General features: G+C 70.8%; 11 protein-coding genes. 3 read left to right on the plus strand and 8 right to left on the minus strand.

Features of this window, described 5'->3' with window-relative positions; translation table 11 throughout:
• Positions 1–14: 14 nt before the first annotated feature.
• From kdsA to GTY96_RS01085, 4 genes are all read right to left on the minus strand, one after another.
• Positions 15–851, minus strand: coding sequence for a 3-deoxy-8-phosphooctulonate synthase (kdsA, locus tag GTY96_RS01070; protein WP_143897646.1), 837 nt, complete (start codon positions 849–851; stop codon positions 15–17).
• On the minus strand, positions 848–2497 hold the full coding sequence (locus GTY96_RS01075) for a CTP synthase (protein ID WP_143897648.1): 1650 nt from the start codon (positions 2495–2497) through the stop codon (positions 848–850). Before GTY96_RS01075 ends, kdsA begins: the two co-directional genes overlap by 4 nt.
• Positions 2498–2584: 87 nt before the next feature.
• Entirely contained in the window at positions 2585–2818 is a 234-nt protein-coding gene (locus GTY96_RS01080) for a hypothetical protein (RefSeq protein WP_120560722.1), read from the minus strand.
• A gap of 325 nt (positions 2819–3143) precedes the next feature.
• On the minus strand, positions 3144–4916 hold the full coding sequence (locus GTY96_RS01085) for an ABC transporter ATP-binding protein (protein ID WP_143897650.1): 1773 nt from the start codon (positions 4914–4916) through the stop codon (positions 3144–3146).
• 117 nt (positions 4917–5033) lie between these two features.
• On the opposite strand from GTY96_RS01085, the gene GTY96_RS01090 reads away from it, so the two are divergent.
• Positions 5034–5882 carry an aldo/keto reductase gene (locus GTY96_RS01090; protein WP_143897652.1) on the plus strand — a complete coding sequence of 283 codons (849 nt, stop codon included), beginning with the start codon at positions 5034–5036 and terminating at the stop codon, positions 5880–5882.
• A 22-nt stretch (positions 5883–5904) separates the two neighbouring features.
• Here GTY96_RS01090 and kdsB read toward each other — a convergent pair whose 3' ends face one another.
• Positions 5905–6642: a 3-deoxy-manno-octulosonate cytidylyltransferase gene (kdsB, locus tag GTY96_RS01095; RefSeq protein ID WP_161663639.1), complete on the minus strand. Its 738-nt coding sequence runs from the start codon at positions 6640–6642 to the stop codon at positions 5905–5907.
• A 105-nt stretch (positions 6643–6747) separates the two neighbouring features.
• Between kdsB and wecB the strand changes: the two genes are divergently transcribed.
• A complete protein-coding gene (wecB, locus tag GTY96_RS01100; RefSeq protein WP_143897655.1) occupies positions 6748–7869 on the plus strand; it encodes a non-hydrolyzing UDP-N-acetylglucosamine 2-epimerase in 1122 nt (373 codons plus the stop codon).
• 101 nt (positions 7870–7970) lie between these two features.
• Positions 7971–9017 (plus strand): RluA family pseudouridine synthase, encoded by a 1047-nt coding sequence (locus tag GTY96_RS01105; RefSeq protein WP_161663640.1) that lies wholly within the window; start codon positions 7971–7973, stop codon positions 9015–9017.
• A 4-nt stretch (positions 9018–9021) separates the two neighbouring features.
• Here the strand turns inward: GTY96_RS01105 and GTY96_RS01110 are convergent, their stop codons facing one another.
• From GTY96_RS01110 to GTY96_RS01120, 3 genes are all read right to left on the minus strand, one after another.
• A complete protein-coding gene (locus GTY96_RS01110; protein WP_161663641.1) occupies positions 9022–12156 on the minus strand; it encodes an efflux RND transporter permease subunit in 3135 nt (1044 codons plus the stop codon).
• Between the two features lie 28 nt (positions 12157–12184).
• Positions 12185–13378 carry an efflux RND transporter periplasmic adaptor subunit gene (locus GTY96_RS01115; protein ID WP_143897661.1) on the minus strand — a complete coding sequence of 398 codons (1194 nt, stop codon included), beginning with the start codon at positions 13376–13378 and terminating at the stop codon, positions 12185–12187.
• Positions 13379–13477: 99 nt separating this feature from the next.
• On the minus strand, positions 13478–14803 hold the full coding sequence (locus GTY96_RS01120) for a TolC family protein (RefSeq protein WP_235685273.1): 1326 nt from the start codon (positions 14801–14803) through the stop codon (positions 13478–13480).
• Positions 14804–14874 lie beyond the last annotated feature (71 nt).

Raw genomic sequence — 14874 nt, forward strand, 5'->3', positions numbered from 1 at the left:
ACCTTTCGCGTCCATCAACCTGCTTCGTGGCCCAGCGCGCGGCGGATGCTGAGCACATCTCGTACCACGTCCTCGAACATCTGTGGATTGAGCGAGCAGGGACCGTCACACAGGGCACGGTCGGGGTCTTCGTGGACTTCTGTGAATAAAGCGTCAATCCCGGCAGCCGCCGCGCTCCGGGCAAGCAGTGAGACGAACCTGCGCTCGCCGCCTGTCTTCCCGTCGCTGGAACTGGGCAGCTGCACGGCGTGGGTGGCGTCCATGCACACGACGAGACCCGCCTCGCGCATCTGGGCGAGGCCGCGCATGTCGACGACGAGGTTGTTGTAGCCGAAGGAGGAGCCCCGCTCGGTGACGAGCACGTTGGGGTTGCCTGTCTCCACGGCCTTCCTCGCCGAGTGGACGATGTCCTTGGGGGCCACGAACTGTCCCTTCTTCAAGTTCACCCCCTTGCCCGAACGGGCGACCGCCTCCACCAAGTCCGTCTGCCGGCAGAGGAACGCGGGTATCTGGATGATATCCACGACTTCAGCGGCTGGCCCGACGTGGCTGGTTTCATGGACGTCCGTGAGGACGGGCACTCCCACCTCCCGTCGCACGCGGTCCAGGATGCGCAGGCCTTCCTTCAGCCCCGGGCCGCGGAAGGACTTGCCGCTGGTCCGGTTCGCCTTGTCATAGGAACATTTGAAGGCATACGGGACGCCCAGCCGGGTGGTGATGTCCTTGAGCAGGTGCGCGTGGCGCAGCGCCATCTCCTCGGACTCGATGCTGTCCGGGCCGGCGATGACGAAGAGGCGCTGGCCGGGGCCGACGGTGTGACCGCACAGCTGGATGGAGGGCGTGGGGCTCATGCGCGCACCGGGGTGGCGGGGGGCTGGCCGTGGGCGGCGTCCCGCTGGGCGAGCGCCGCGCCGATGAAGCCGGAGAAGAGGGGGTGGGGGGCGAAGGGCTTGCTCTTGAACTCCGGGTGGAACTGGCAGCCGACGAAGTACGGATGATCCGACAGTTCGATCATCTCCACCAGATTCAGCTCCGGGTTGTGGCCGGAGATGACGAGCCCCGCCTCCTGGAGCCGGCCGCGGTAGGCGTTGTTCACCTCGTAGCGGTGCCGGTGGCGCTCCTGGATGGCGTCCTGGGCGTAGAGCTTGTGCGCGACGCTGCCCGGCTTGAGGGCGCACGCGTAGCTGCCCAGGCGCATGGTGCCGCCCTTGTCCTGCACCTTCACCTGGCTCTCCATCAGCGTCACCACGGGGTGCGCGGTGTGCTCGTCGAACTCCAGGCTGTTGGCGCCCTTGAGGCCCAGCACGGTGCGGCTGAACTCCACCACCGCCATCTGGAGGCCCAGGCAGATGCCGAAGAACGGCAGCTTCTTCTCGCGCGCGTAGCGCACGGCGGCGATCTTCCCCTCGGTGCCGCGCACGCCGAAGCCGCCGGGGACGAGGACCGCGTCCACGCCCGCGAGCGTCGTCTCCGGGCCCTGCGCCTCCACGTCCTGGCTGTCCACGAAGCGCAGGCGCACGCGCACGTCGTTGGCGATGCCGCCGTGGAGCAGGGACTCGTTGAGGCTCTTGTAGCTCTCCGTGAGGTTCACGTACTTGCCCACGATGGCGACGGTGACCTCCCCGCGCGCGGGCTCGTAGATCTTCCGGACGATGGTCTCCCACTTCTCCAGGTGGGGCGCGCGGCTCCAGATGTTGAGCACCTCCGCCAGGCGCTCATCCAGGCCCTGGCGGTGCAGCTCCAGGGGCAGCTCGTAGATGCTGCGCACGTCGGGGGACGTGAACACGTTGCCGTTGTCCACGTTGCAGAACATCGCGATCTTGTCCTTCAGCTCGCGGGAGATCTCCCGGTCGGTGCGGCACAGGAGGAAGTCCGGCTGGATGCCAATCTCCCGCAGCTTCATCACCGAGTGCTGGGTGGGCTTGGTCTTCACCTCGCCCGCCGCGCCGATGTACGGCAGCAGCGTCAGGTGGATGTAGACCGCGTTCTGGCTGCCCACGTCGTAGCGCATCTGGCGGATGGCCTCGAGGAAGGGCAGGGACTCGATGTCGCCCACCGTGCCGCCGACCTCCACGATGACGACGTCCACGTCCTGCGAGGCCTGGCGGATGCTGGCCTTGATCTCATCCGTGATGTGGGGAATCACCTGGACCGTCTTGCCCAGGTACTCACCGCGACGTTCCTTGGTGATGACCGCGTTGTAGATGCGGCCGGAGGTGAAGTTGTTGAGGCGGCTCATCCGGGCGTGGGTGAACCGCTCGTAGTGGCCCAGGTCCATGTCGGTCTCGCCACCATCCTCGGTGACGAAGACCTCGCCGTGCTGGAAGGGGCTCATCGTGCCCGGATCCACGTTGATGTAGGGATCCAACTTGATGAGCGTGATGTCGAGCCCGCGGTTCTCCAGGAGGGCGCCAATGGATGCGGAGGCCAGTCCCTTCCCCAGCGAGCTGACCACGCCGCCCGTCACGAAGATGAACTTGGTTTTCTTGGAGCGCATGTCCCTTCCTGCCAAGAGGGCCAGGGGGCGTCAAATAATCTCTGCCGGCTGGATGGCCGGCTGGCCCTGACCGGTGAGGTCAGCCCTTCACTGCGCGTCCCAACCCCCCGGACGGGCGACCGCGAACTGCTGGGCGGTCGGCTGGCCCACACGGAAGCGGCGCAGGTCGCACCCCCGGCAACTCCAGCCTTCCCAGCCTTTCTTCACGACCTGATGCAGGCAGGCGTCGTAGTTGGGACAAAAAAGGTTGCGCTGGTCATCCACCGTCTCCTCGTCACGGAGAGCGGAAGGCAGGGGGATGGGACACGGTGTGATGGACACGGAATTTCTCCGGCAGGCGGCCACGGCAGTCGTGGACGGCGCTTCCCCCCCGGCGGCACGAACCGGTGGATGGCGAGGACATTCCCGGGATGGGAGGGGACGAAAAAAGTCGCCCCCGTCGGCAAGGACGGGGGCGACTCGGTACCACGGGCGTCGACATCCGCCGGGGTGACGCTGCGCTAGCCGGTCACCGCGACGGAGGTAGACGCCTTGATCATGCTGTCGTTCAAGGCATCACCTCCTTTCTTGCGGCAGCAGAGATAATGCGCGCGACAATTTCCCGCCACGGTACGGCGGGGTGGGGGCTCGTTCGGGGAACGAGCGTTCAGGCGGCGACGACCTGGCGCTCCACGAGGCGGCGGTACAAGCCATCCTGCGTCATCAGCGTGGCGTGCGTGCCGCTCTGCACCACGCGGCCGGCCTCCAGCACCAGCACGCGCTGGGCGTTGGCCACGGTGGACAGGCGGTGGGCGATGATGAGCGTGGTGCGGCCCTGCATCAGCCGCTCCAGGGCGTCCTTCACCAGGTGTTCGCTCTCCGCGTCCAGGGCGGAGGTGGCCTCGTCCAGGATGAGGATGCGCGGATCCTTGAGCACCGCCCGGGCGATGGCGACGCGCTGCTTCTGGCCGCCGGACAGCTGCACGCCGCGCTCGCCCACGGTGGTGGCGTAGGCCTCCGGGAAGCGCTGGATGAAGTCGTGCGCGTGCGCGGCCTTCGCGGCGGCCTCCACCTGCGCGTCGGTGGCGTCCGGGCGTCCGTAGCGGATGTTGTCCGCGATGGAGCAGGAGAAGAGCAGGGGCTCCTGGGCGACCATGCCCACGTGGCGCCTCAGCCAGCTGGGGTCCAGCGAGGCCAGCGGGCGGCCGTCCAGGAGCAGCCGGCCCTGCTGCGGGTCGTAGAAGCGGGACAGGAGGCCCGCGAGCGTGGACTTGCCGGCGCCGGAGGAGCCCACCACGGCGACGACCTCGCCGGCCTGGAGGGTGAGGTCGATGCCCTGGAGCACCGGCACGTCCGGGCGCGTGGGGTAGGCGAAGCGCACGTCCTGGAAGTCCACCCGGCCCTCGATGGTGGCGGGGCGCTCACCCTGGTCCGGCGCGATGGCGGGCTCGCGGTCCATCAATTCGAAGACGCGCTCGGCGGCGCCCGAGGCGCGCATGAAGTCCGCCCAGAGGTCCGCCAGGGAGCCCAGGGAGAGGGCGACGAGCATCGTGTAGATGAGGAACGAGGTGAGGGCGCCCACGGTGAGTTCGCCGTCCACCACCAGCCGGCCGCCGTACCAGAACACCACCACCGCCGCGACGTAGCCCGCGCTGCTGGCGCCGCCGAGGAACGCGGCGGACTGACGGGCGCGGTTGCGGGCGACCTCGAAGGCGTGGCGCACGGTGGCGCCGTAGCGGGCCACCTCCGACGGCTCCGCCGCGAAGGAGCGCACGGTGCGCATGCCGGACAGGCTCTCCTCCGCGACCTCGCTGGCCTTGGCGAGCGCGTCCTGCACGTCGCGCGACAGGCCCCGCACGCGCCGGCCGTACATCACGCCGCCCACCGCCACCAGGGGGACGATGGCGAGCATCAGGAACGTCAGGGAGGGCGAGGTGTAGAAGAGCAGCCCCAGCCCGCCCAGCGCCTGCACGGCGTTGCGCAGCCCCTGGGAGATGTTCACGCTCACGGTGTTCTGCAGCACGGTGGTGTCGGAGGCGAGCCGGCTGGTGAGCTCCCCCGTGCGGTGCGTGTCGAAGAAGGCGACCTCCTGGTCCATGAGGCGCCGGAAGAAGTCGTGGCGCAGGCGCATGACCACGCGTTCGCCCGCGGTGCTGAAGTAGTAGTAGCGCAGCGCGGTGGCGATGCCCTGCACCACGAAGACGGCCAGCATGATGAGCGCGGACCGGTCGATGAGGTCGCGGTTCTTCGCGTTGAGGGCCTCGTCGATGAGGATGCGGACGCCCTGGGGATACACGAGGCTGGCGCCGCTGCTGATGAGCAGGAAGACCGTGGCGAGCAGCAGCGTCCCCCGTTCGGGGCGGGCCAGCGACAGCAGACGGCGGGCGGTGACGCCCGAGGGGCGTCGGGAAGGTGTCGGAGCGGTAACGGAAGAAGTCACCCGCGGAGCCTACTGGACTGTCCGGGTAAGCGCAGCCCGGACCCTGGGTGCAGGGCCGGGATGCAGCCAGCGGAGCTGGGTGGTATTCCAGGGCCCGTTCCACGCGAGGGAGGTGCCATGGAGACGCGCGTCTTTGGCAACACCGGGGTGGCGGTGCCGGTCATCGGACAGGGCACCTGGCAGATGGAGGACGACGACGCGGACGGGGTCCTCCGCGCCCTCCGCGCCGGGCTGGACCTGGGGCTCACGCACCTGGACACCGCCGAGCTGTACGGGCAGGGCCGGGTGGAGGAGGCGCTCGTGGCGAAGGCCATCGCGGGCCGGCGCGACGAGGTGTTCCTCGTCTCCAAGGTCATGCCGTCCAACGCGACGCGGAAGGGCACGGTGGCCGCCTGCGAGCGCAGCCTGCGGCGCCTGGGCACGGACAGGCTGGACTGCTACCTGCTGCACTGGCCCGGGTCGCACCCGCTGGAGGACACGGTGCGCGCGTTCGAGGAGCTGGTGAAGGCGGGGAAGATCCGCTCCTGGGGCGTGAGCAACTTCGCGGTGGACGAGCTGGAGGAGGCCCTGGCCATCGCGGGGAAGGGGCGCATCGCGTGCAACCAGGTGCTGTATCACCTGGGGGAGCGCGCCATCGAGCACGCCGTCGTGCCGTGGTGCGAGTCCCAGGGGGTGGCGGTGGTGGCCTACAGCCCCTTCGGCAACGGGCACTTCCCGTCGCCCACCAGCGCCGGAGGCAAGGTGCTGGCGGACATCGCGCGGGCGCACGGCGCGACGCCCTATCAGGTGGCGCTCCAGTTCCTCGTGCGCCGGCCGTCGCTCTTCGCCATTCCCAAGGCGAGCGACGTGGCCCACGTGCGCGACAACGCGAAGGCGGCCTCGCTGAAGCTCACCCCGGAGGAGCTCCAGCGCATCGACGCCGCCTTCCCCCGGGGCGACGAGCCGGCCGCGCTGCCGGTCATCTGAGCGGGGACGCGGGGGGCGGGGCTCAGCCGCGCTCGCGCATCAGGGCCTCCACGCGGGCCACGTCCTCCGGCACGTCCACCGCCACGGTGCGCCAGGACACGGGGGCGCAGCGGATGCGCAGGCCGTGCTCCAGGGCGCGCAGCTGCTCCAGCTTCTCCGCCTCCTCCAGCGGGGTGGGGCTGAGCGTGGCGAGCTGGAGCAGCGTGTCCCGCCGGTAGCCATAGAGGCCCAGGTGGGCCCAGCGGTGCAGGGGGGCGCCGGGGTCGCGCACGTGCGGCACCGGGGCGCGGCTGAAGTAGAGCGCGTCGCCGTTGAGGGCGAGCACGGCCTTCACCACGTTCGGGTTCTCCAATTCGTCCGGCTCCAGGGGCCGCACCAGCGTGCCCATGCGCACGGCGTCGTCCCGGAAGAGGTCCGCCAGCACCTTGAGCGCGGCGGGGTCCACCAGCGGCTCGTCGCCCTGCACGTTCACCCAGACGTCCACGTCCGGACGTGCGCGGGCCACCTCCGCGATGCGGTCCGTGCCGGTGGGGCAGGCGGGGCTGGTCATCACCGCGCGGCCGCCGAAGGACTCCACCGCGTCGCGGATCCGCGCGTCGTCGGTGGCCACCCACACCTCGTCGAACGCGCGGGCTTCCTGACAGCGGCGCCAGACGTGTTCAACCATGGGGCGACCGGCGATGAGGGTGAGCGGTTTGCCAGGGAAGCGGGTGCTGGCATGGCGTGCGGGGATGACGGCCACGGTCCGGGAGGCGGGCATGGGCCCCCATCTATCAGATTCAGGACGCCCCGCTCCGTCCGGTGGACGGCTGTGGGCCCCCTGCCACTGGCCGGAAATCGCCACGTGCCTATTTTCCGGAGCGACATGAAGAAGGTCATCCATATCGTTGGCGCGCGTCCGAATTTCATGAAGGTGGCTCCCATCCACCGGGCCATCTCCGCGCGCACTTCCCTTCAGCAGCTCGTGATGCACACCGGGCAGCACTACGACGCGAAGATGAGCGACGTCTTCTTCGCGGACCTGGGGCTGTCTCCACCGGAGATCCACCTGGGCATCGGCTCCGGCAGCCACGCCGAGCAGACGGCGCGGATGATGGTGGAGATGGAGCGCGTCTTCCTCAAGGAGAAGCCGGACCTGGTCTCCGTGGTGGGCGACGTCAACAGCACCATCGCCGCGGCGCTCGTCACGTCCAAGCTGGCCATCCCGCTGTCCCACGTGGAGGCGGGCCTGCGCAGCTTCGAGCGGCACCAGCCGGAGGAGATCAACCGCGTCGTCACCGACCGGCTCTCCGACCTGCTGCTCACGCCGTCGCGCGACGCGGACGCGAACCTGCTCAAGGAGGGCATCGACCCGAAGCACATCCACCTGGTGGGCAACGTGATGATCGACTCGCTCCTGTCGTCCAAGGAGAAGGCCGACCAGCTGCCCACGCTGAAGCAGCTGGGGCTCACGCCGAAGGGCTACGTGGTGGCGACGCTGCACCGCCCGTCCAACGTGGACAACCCGAAGCTGCTGGCGGGCCTCCTGGGCGTGCTGATGGACGTCGCGAAGCGGCTGCCCGTCGTGTTCCCGGTGCACCCGCGCACGCGGAAGATGATCGCCGAGCAGGGCCTGGGGACGCGGCTGGAGCAGACGCCGGGGCTGAAGCTGGTGGACCCCATGGGCTACCTGGAGTTCCTGTCCGTGACGTCGCAGGCGATGCTGGTGATGACGGACTCGGGCGGCCTCCAGGAGGAGACCACGGCGCTCAACGTGCCGTGCCTCACGATGCGCGAGCAGACCGAGCGCCCCATCACCGTGGAGGTGGGCTCCAACGAGGTGGTGGGCACCGACCCCCTGCGCATCCGCGAGGCCGCCGAGCGGGCCCTCTCCGGCAACGTGAAGAAGGGCCGCGTGCCGGAGCTGTGGGACGGCCGCACCGGCGAGCGCATCGCGGACCTGTACGCGCGCGTGCTGGGCGTGGAGACGAAGCGCGCCTTCGGGTGAGCGCGTCCGTGAAGCAGTCAGGCCGCCGGGTGCTCGCGCCTTCGCGCGCGGGGCCGGGCGGTCGCCTTCGTCGCGAAGCGTGCTAGAGCGGCCGGTACGCCATGCGTGAAGACGTGGACCCGACTCCCAGCGCCATCCCCGACGGCTACGTGGACATCCCGTTCGTCGTCGAGCCGAACTACGCCGGCTGGCGGCTGGACCGCTACCTCTGCGAGAAGATCCGCCGCATGGACCTGGAGCGCGTGCGGGGCATCATCCTGCGCGGCGTCCTGTGCGACGAGTACCGCCTCAAGCCCTCCACGCCCGTGTACCCGGGGCTGGCCTTCCGGATCCGCCGCCCCGCGAGCCAGGAGCCCGCGACGCCCACGGCGCTGCCCGTCGTCTTCTCCGATGACTGGCTGCTGGTGCTGGACAAGCCCGCGGGGCTGCCCATCCACCCCACCGCGCGCTACCACAAGGGCACGCTGGTGACGCTCCTGCGCGAGCGCTTCGGAGAGCGCTTCGCGGAGCCCGCGCACCGGCTGGACCGCGAGACGAGCGGGTTGGTGGTGTGTGGCCGCACCACCGAGTCCTGCCGCGTGCTGGGCGGGCTGTTCCTGTCGCGCGACGTGCACAAGGAGTACCTCGCGCTGTGTGAGGGGCACCCGCCCGAGGACGCCTTCCTCGTGGACGCGCCCATCGCGGATGGCACGGACCTCATCCGCATCGCGGTGCGCATCGACCCGGTGGCGGGCAAGCCCAGCCGCACGCGCTTCCAGGTGCTCCAGCGCTTCGAGCACGGCGGCGCGCCGTTCGCGCTGCTGCGCTGCTTTCCCCAGACGGGCCGGCAGCATCAGATTCGCATCCACCTGCGCGAGGCCGGCTTCCCGCTGGTGGGCGACAAGATGTACGGGCCGGACCCCGGCTACTTCGACCGCTTCAGCAAGCACACGCTGGAGCCGGAGGCGTGGGCGCGGCTGCGGCTGCCCCGGCACGCGCTCCACGCGGAGCGCATCTCGTTCCCGCACCCGGGCACCGGGGAGCGCGTCACCTTCGCCTCGCCGCTGCCCGACGACTTGAAGGACTTCATCGCCGGGAAGACCCCGACCCCCGCGCCCACCTCCGAGGAGTCGGTGGACGGAGAGCCGGAGCCTTCCACGACACCGTGAGGCGCTAGCCCGCCTTGCGCAGACCCTTGGCGCCGGGCACCACGCGCAGGAGCTGCGCGGGCATCCGGTCCACGAACTGCTCCGTGAAGCGGGCGAAGATGCGGAAGAGCACCGGCAGCAGCACCAGCGTCAGCGCGCACGCGGAGATCGTCCCGGACACGATGACGATGGCCAGGGGCTTCTGCATCTCCGAGCCAATCCCATTGCTCAAGCACGCGGGCACCAGCCCCAGCGCCGCCAGCGCCGCGGTCATCAGCACCGGCCGCAGGCGCTCCCGGCTGCCGTGGAGGATGGCGTCGTCCAGCGACTCGCCCGCCTCCCGGCGCTCCGCGATGGCGCTCATCACCAGCACGCCGTTGAGCGACGCCTGTCCGATGAGCGCGATGAAGCCCACCGCCGCCGCCACGCTCAGCGGCATCCCCGCCCAGTACAGGCCGAACACGCCGCCCATCAGCGCGAAGGGCACGTTGATCAGCGTCACCACCGCGCGCCCGAACGAGTTGAACGCCTTGAAGAGCAGCAGCAGCGTGAGCACCAGCGCCACCGGCAGCACCGTGAGGAGCCGGTCCATCGCGCGCTCCTTGCTCTCGAACTCACCGCCCCATTCGATGCTCGTGCCCGCGGGGGCGGGGGCCTCCTTGTCCACCATCGCCTGCGCGTCCTTCACGAAGGAGCCCAGGTCCCGGCCGCGCACGTTCATGCGCACGCCGATGTAGCGCCGGCCGTTCTCGCGGTTGATGGAGGCCCGGCCGAAGCCCGTCTTCACCTTGGCCAGCTCGCTCAGGGGCACCAGCACGCCGCCCTCCACGGGCACGCGCAGGCGGGAGATCTTCTCCACGTCGTCGCGGCTGGACATGGGCAGGCGCATCACCACGTCGAAGCGGCGCTCGCCCTCCCAGAACTCGCTGAGCGGCCGGCCGCCCACCGCCGTCTGGAAGACGTGCTGGAAGTCTCCCAGCGACATGCCGTGCCGGGCCAGGGCCACGCGGTCCGGCGTCACCTGGATGCTGGGCACCTCGCCGCTCTTCACGATGCCCAGGTCCGCGACGCCCTCCACGCGCGCCAGCACGCTCTTCACCTTCTGCGAGTACGCCTGGAGCACCTGGAGGTCGTCGCCGAAGAGCTTCACCGCCAGCTGTCCCTGCTGGCCGCTGATGCTCTCGTTCACGTTGTCGCCAATGGGCTGGCTGAAGCCGACCTCCATGCCCGGCACCTCCGACACCGACCGCTGCAACACCGCCAGCACGTCATCCAGCTTGGGCGTGCTCTTGGGCCACTGCGCCGGCGGCTTGAGCTTCACGAAGAACTCCAGGTTGTTGGTGAGCTTCGCGTCGGTGCCGTCCTCCGGGCGGCCCAGCTGGCTGAGCACGCCGTCCACCTGCGGCGCCTGGCGCAGCAGGGCTTCGATGCGCGGCACCAGCTTGCGGCCCTCCGACAGGGAGATGTTCGAGGGCATGGTGAAGGTCAGGTAGAGGCTGCCTTCGTTGAGCGCCGGCAGGAACTCGCTGCCCATGCGCGGCACCAGCGCGCCCGCGAAGAGCAGGCCCGCGGTGCACACCGCGACCACGATGGTCGGGTGCTTGAGGCTCCACGCCAGCACGGGGCCGTAGGCCTTGTCCGCCGCGCGCAGCACCGGCGACTCCTTGTGCTTCACCGGCTTGCGATAGACGAACGACGCCAGCACCGGGATGAGCGTGACGGAGAAGACGAGCGCGCCCAGGAGCGCCGCCACCACCGTGTTCGCCATGGGCGCGAAGATGCGGCCCTCCACCCGCTGCAACATGAAGATGGGCAGGTACGCCGCGATGATGATGAGCAGCGAGAACACCGTGGGGCGCACCACCGCCTTCGTCGCGCGCTGGATGCGCTCCATGGGGGTCTCCCCCTCGAACTGGTGGCCGGACATGCGCGCCAGGATGCTCTCGATGATGACCACGCCGCCGTCCACGATGACGCCGAAGTCCACCGCGCCCATGGACAGCAGGTTGGCCGACATGCCCCGCATCTTCAGGTAGATGAACGAGGCCAGCAGCGAGAGGGGAATCAGGACGCCCACGACGATGGCCGCCCGCAGGTCCAGGAGGAAGATGAAGAGGACCAGCGTGACCAGCAGCGCGCCCTCCAGCAGGTTGTGGCCCACCGTGCGCAGCGTCGTGTTCACCAGGTCCGTGCGGTCGTAGAACGGGTCGATGCGCACGTCGTCGCCCTCCAGGCGCACGTTCACGGACGCCACCGCGTCCCGCACGCGGGAGAGCACCAGGGAGGGGTTCTCTCCCCGGCGCATGAGGACGATGCCCTGCACCACGTCCCCGTCGCCGTCGCGGCTGACCACGCCCTGGCGGGGCGACCAGCCCTCGTTCACGTCCGCCACGTCCTTGAGGAACACGGGCGTGCCCTCGTGCGTGGCCACCCGCACGTCGCGGATGTCGTCCAGCGTGTGGAAGAGGCCCTCGCTGCGGATGACGAACTGTTCGGAGCCGCGCTCCAGCACGCCGCCGCTGGCGTTCTCCGAGCCCTCCTTCAGCGCGTCCTCCACGGTGTCCAGCGTGAGGCCGAACGCGGCGAGCCGCGCGGGGTCCGGCTGGATGTGGATCTCCTTGAGCAGGCCGCCGTAGCTGACGACGTCCGCGACGCCGTCCACGCGCAACAGGCCCGGCCGCACCACCCAGTCCTGGAGGGTGCGCAGCTTCATGGGGTCGCCCTTCGCGCCCTTCAGCGTGTACCGGTAGATTTCACCGATGGGCGTCGCCAGCGGCCCCAGCGACGGCGTGAGCCCCTCCGGCAGCTCCGCGTCGCGCAGGCGCTCCAGCACCTGGGCGCGGGCGAAGAGCACGTCGGTGTCGTCGTTGAAGCTCAGCGTGACGAACGACAGGCCGAACATGGACAGGTTGCGCAGGCGCGTCAGGCCCGGGATGCCGTTGAGCGCGCGCTCCAGGGGCAGGCCAATCTGGCGCTCCACCTCTTCGGACGGCTGGCCCGGGTAGAGGGTGATGACGTTGACCTGCGTGTCGGTGGGGTCCGGGAAGGCCTCCACCGTGAGGTCGCGGAAGCAGAAGTAGCCCCAGATGGCGGTGAGCAGCGTGAGGAACACCACCGCCGCGCGGTTCTTCAGACTGAAGTCGACGAGTTTCTCGAACATGGGCGTCTCTTGGTTTTCGCGGGGGGCTTCAGTCGGCCAGTTCGATCTGGTTCTCCAGGAGCAGGGCGCCCCGGGCGACGAACCGGTCTCCGGAGGCCAGGCCCCCGCGCAGCTCCACCTCGCCGTCGCGGCGGCGGCCCGGCGTCACGGGGACGCGCTCCAGGCGGTTGGAGTCGCGCGCGACGAAGACCACCGAGCGCGCGCCATCCGTCACCACCGCGCTGTCCGGCACGCGCACGCGCCTGACGCCCGTGGGCGGGGTGGGCGTCACCTCCACGAAGGCGTTGGGCCGGAAGCGGCGGTCGTCATTGGGCACGCGCACGCGCACCTCCACGGTGCGGCGCAGCGGGTCCACCACCTCCGCGACGCGGTCCACCTTGCCCGCGCGCACGATGCCGTCGCGCGTGGTGACCGTGACGTCCTGGCCCGGGGACATGTCCAGCGCGTCCGACTCCTGGAGGTCCGCCACCACCATCACCTGATCCAGGTCCGACAGGCGCACGAGCGGCCGCTCGCGGTCCGGCGTCACCTCCTGGCTGGCCACCACGTCCAGGTCCACCACCGTGCCCGAGCGCGGCGCCGTCACCCAGAAGAGGTTCTCCCCGCGCGAGGACACCCGGAGGCTGCCCTGCTTCGCCTTCGCGGCCTCCAGGGACAGCTCCGCCTGACGCAGCTCCGTCCGGGCGGCGAGCAGGTCCTTCTCCGGGGCGGCGCGCAGGGCCACCAGCTCCTGGAGGCGGTCCGCGTTGCGGCGCTTCTCCGCGAGCTCCGCCTCCGCGCCGCGCTGCTCGCGCAGCAGCTCCGCGTAGGCGCCGGAGCGCACGCTGAACAGGTCGTCGCCCTGCTTCACGCGGTCCCCGGCCCGCACGCGCACCTCCTGCACGCGGCCCGCGAGCGGCGCGCCCACGGACGCGGTGCGGGCCTCGTCGAACTGCACGCGCGCGGGGGAGGGCAGGGGGGTGAGGGCGCTGCCCTCGGTGGCCACGGCGAGCTGCACGTAGTGCCACTGCGGCGCGCCGTCCGGCAGGTGCACCGTCTCTCCCTTCACCGTGGGGCCGGGGAGGGCCGTCTCGCTCTCCGCGCTCGAATCAGTGGGGGCCAGTGCGTAGAACAGCACGCCGGTGCCCAGCAGGCCCGCGCCCGCGAAGGCCATCCAGACCGGGGTGCGGCGGGCGGGGGCGGGGGTGGACGTCGGGGCGGCGGCGGGGTCGTGGGGATTCATGGTGGTTCCTTCAGGAAGGGTTGGAGATGGGGGCCGACGGGGGCGGTGAGGCGGGTGCCGGGGTCGGCGGTCGTTGAGAGGTGGGTGCGCGGGGGAGGCTCAGGAGCGGGGATTGGCCAGCGCGTCCGGGGCGCGGGGGCCCGCGGCGCTCGCCCGGTCGATGGCGACGGCGAGGTGGTAGGCGGTCTGGTCCAGGTCGGCCGCGTGCAGCACCAGCTCGCCGTAGGTGCGCCGCGCGAGGAGCAGGTCCTGCAACGCCGCGCCTCCCGCCTTCACCGCCGCGTCCAGGCGCTGCACCACGCCCTCCGCGAGCGGGAGCGTCTGCGTGTGCAGCCGTTCGCGGCGCTGCTGCACCGCGCGCAGCTGCTGGCCCAGCACGTCCGCCTCGCGCGCGGCCTGGGCGGTGAGCAGCTCGCGGGCGACGCGCGCGGACTGCGCGCTGGCGCTGGCGGCGTGCGCGTCCGCCTGCCCGTGGTCGAAGAAGGGGAGCGGAATGGACAGGCCCACGAAGAGGGAGTTCTTCTGGTTGCCGGAGATCATGAACTGGTCGCGCGTGTAGCCGGCGCGCACCGTCGGATCCGGAATCCACCGGCGCTTCGCGAGCGTCAACGCGGACTGGGCCGCCTCCTGCTGCGCGCCCAGCGCCCGCAGGTCCGGCCTGGACTCGATGGCGGCCGGGGCGGACGCCCGGTCGAGCCGGGTCTTGAGGAAGGCCGCCGCCAGCTCGCGGCCCCCGAAGGGCTCACACGGCAGGCCCGCGAGCTGCGAGCACGCGAGCAGCGCTTCCGACAGCCGCGCGCGCTCCTCGCCCAGGGACGTCTCCAGCGCCTGCGCCTCCAGCGTGGAGCGGTCCACGTCCAGCCCCGCCGCGTCGCCGTGCTGCTGCCGGGCGCGCTGCAGGTCCGTGAGCTTCAGCGCGTCCTCGGTGAGCTTCTCCAGCTCCGAGATGCGCACCTCCGTGGTGGCCACGTCCGCGGCGCGCTCCAGCACGTCGTAGGTGCGCGCGCGCAGGGCGGCGTGCACCCCCAGCGTGGTGGCCGCCAGCGCCGCCTTCGCCGAGTCCTGACGGGGGCCCCGCTTGCCCAGCTCCACCAGCTCCGACAGGCCGACGACGTAGTTGGGCACGTCGGTCAGCCGGCGCAGGCCCGGCGGGTTGGTGGCGCCAATGGGGATGGTGTTCATGGACACGTCCAGCTCCGGGTTGGGGAGCAGGTGCGCGCGCTGGAGCTCCGCGCGGGACGTGGCGATGTGGGCCCGGTCGTCCGCGAAGTCGGCGGAGCGCTCCCACAACAGCTCCGCCAGCGCGTCCTCGTCCGGCAGGGTGGCGAGCAGCAGCGTGGCGGGGGAGGCGGGATGCTGCTCGGCACTGGCGGTGAGGCCGAGCAGGGTGCCCAGGGCAGCGAGGACAGGGAAGGAACGGCGCAAGCGGCAGGCTCCGGTGAGAATCCGGAGGGCCCCCATCGCAAGCCGTGTGCCCGGCCCAGCCCCAGCAAATC

Origin of the sequence: Corallococcus silvisoli (assembly GCF_009909145.1) — a bacterium.
GTDB lineage: Bacteria > Myxococcota > Myxococcia > Myxococcales > Myxococcaceae > Corallococcus > Corallococcus silvisoli.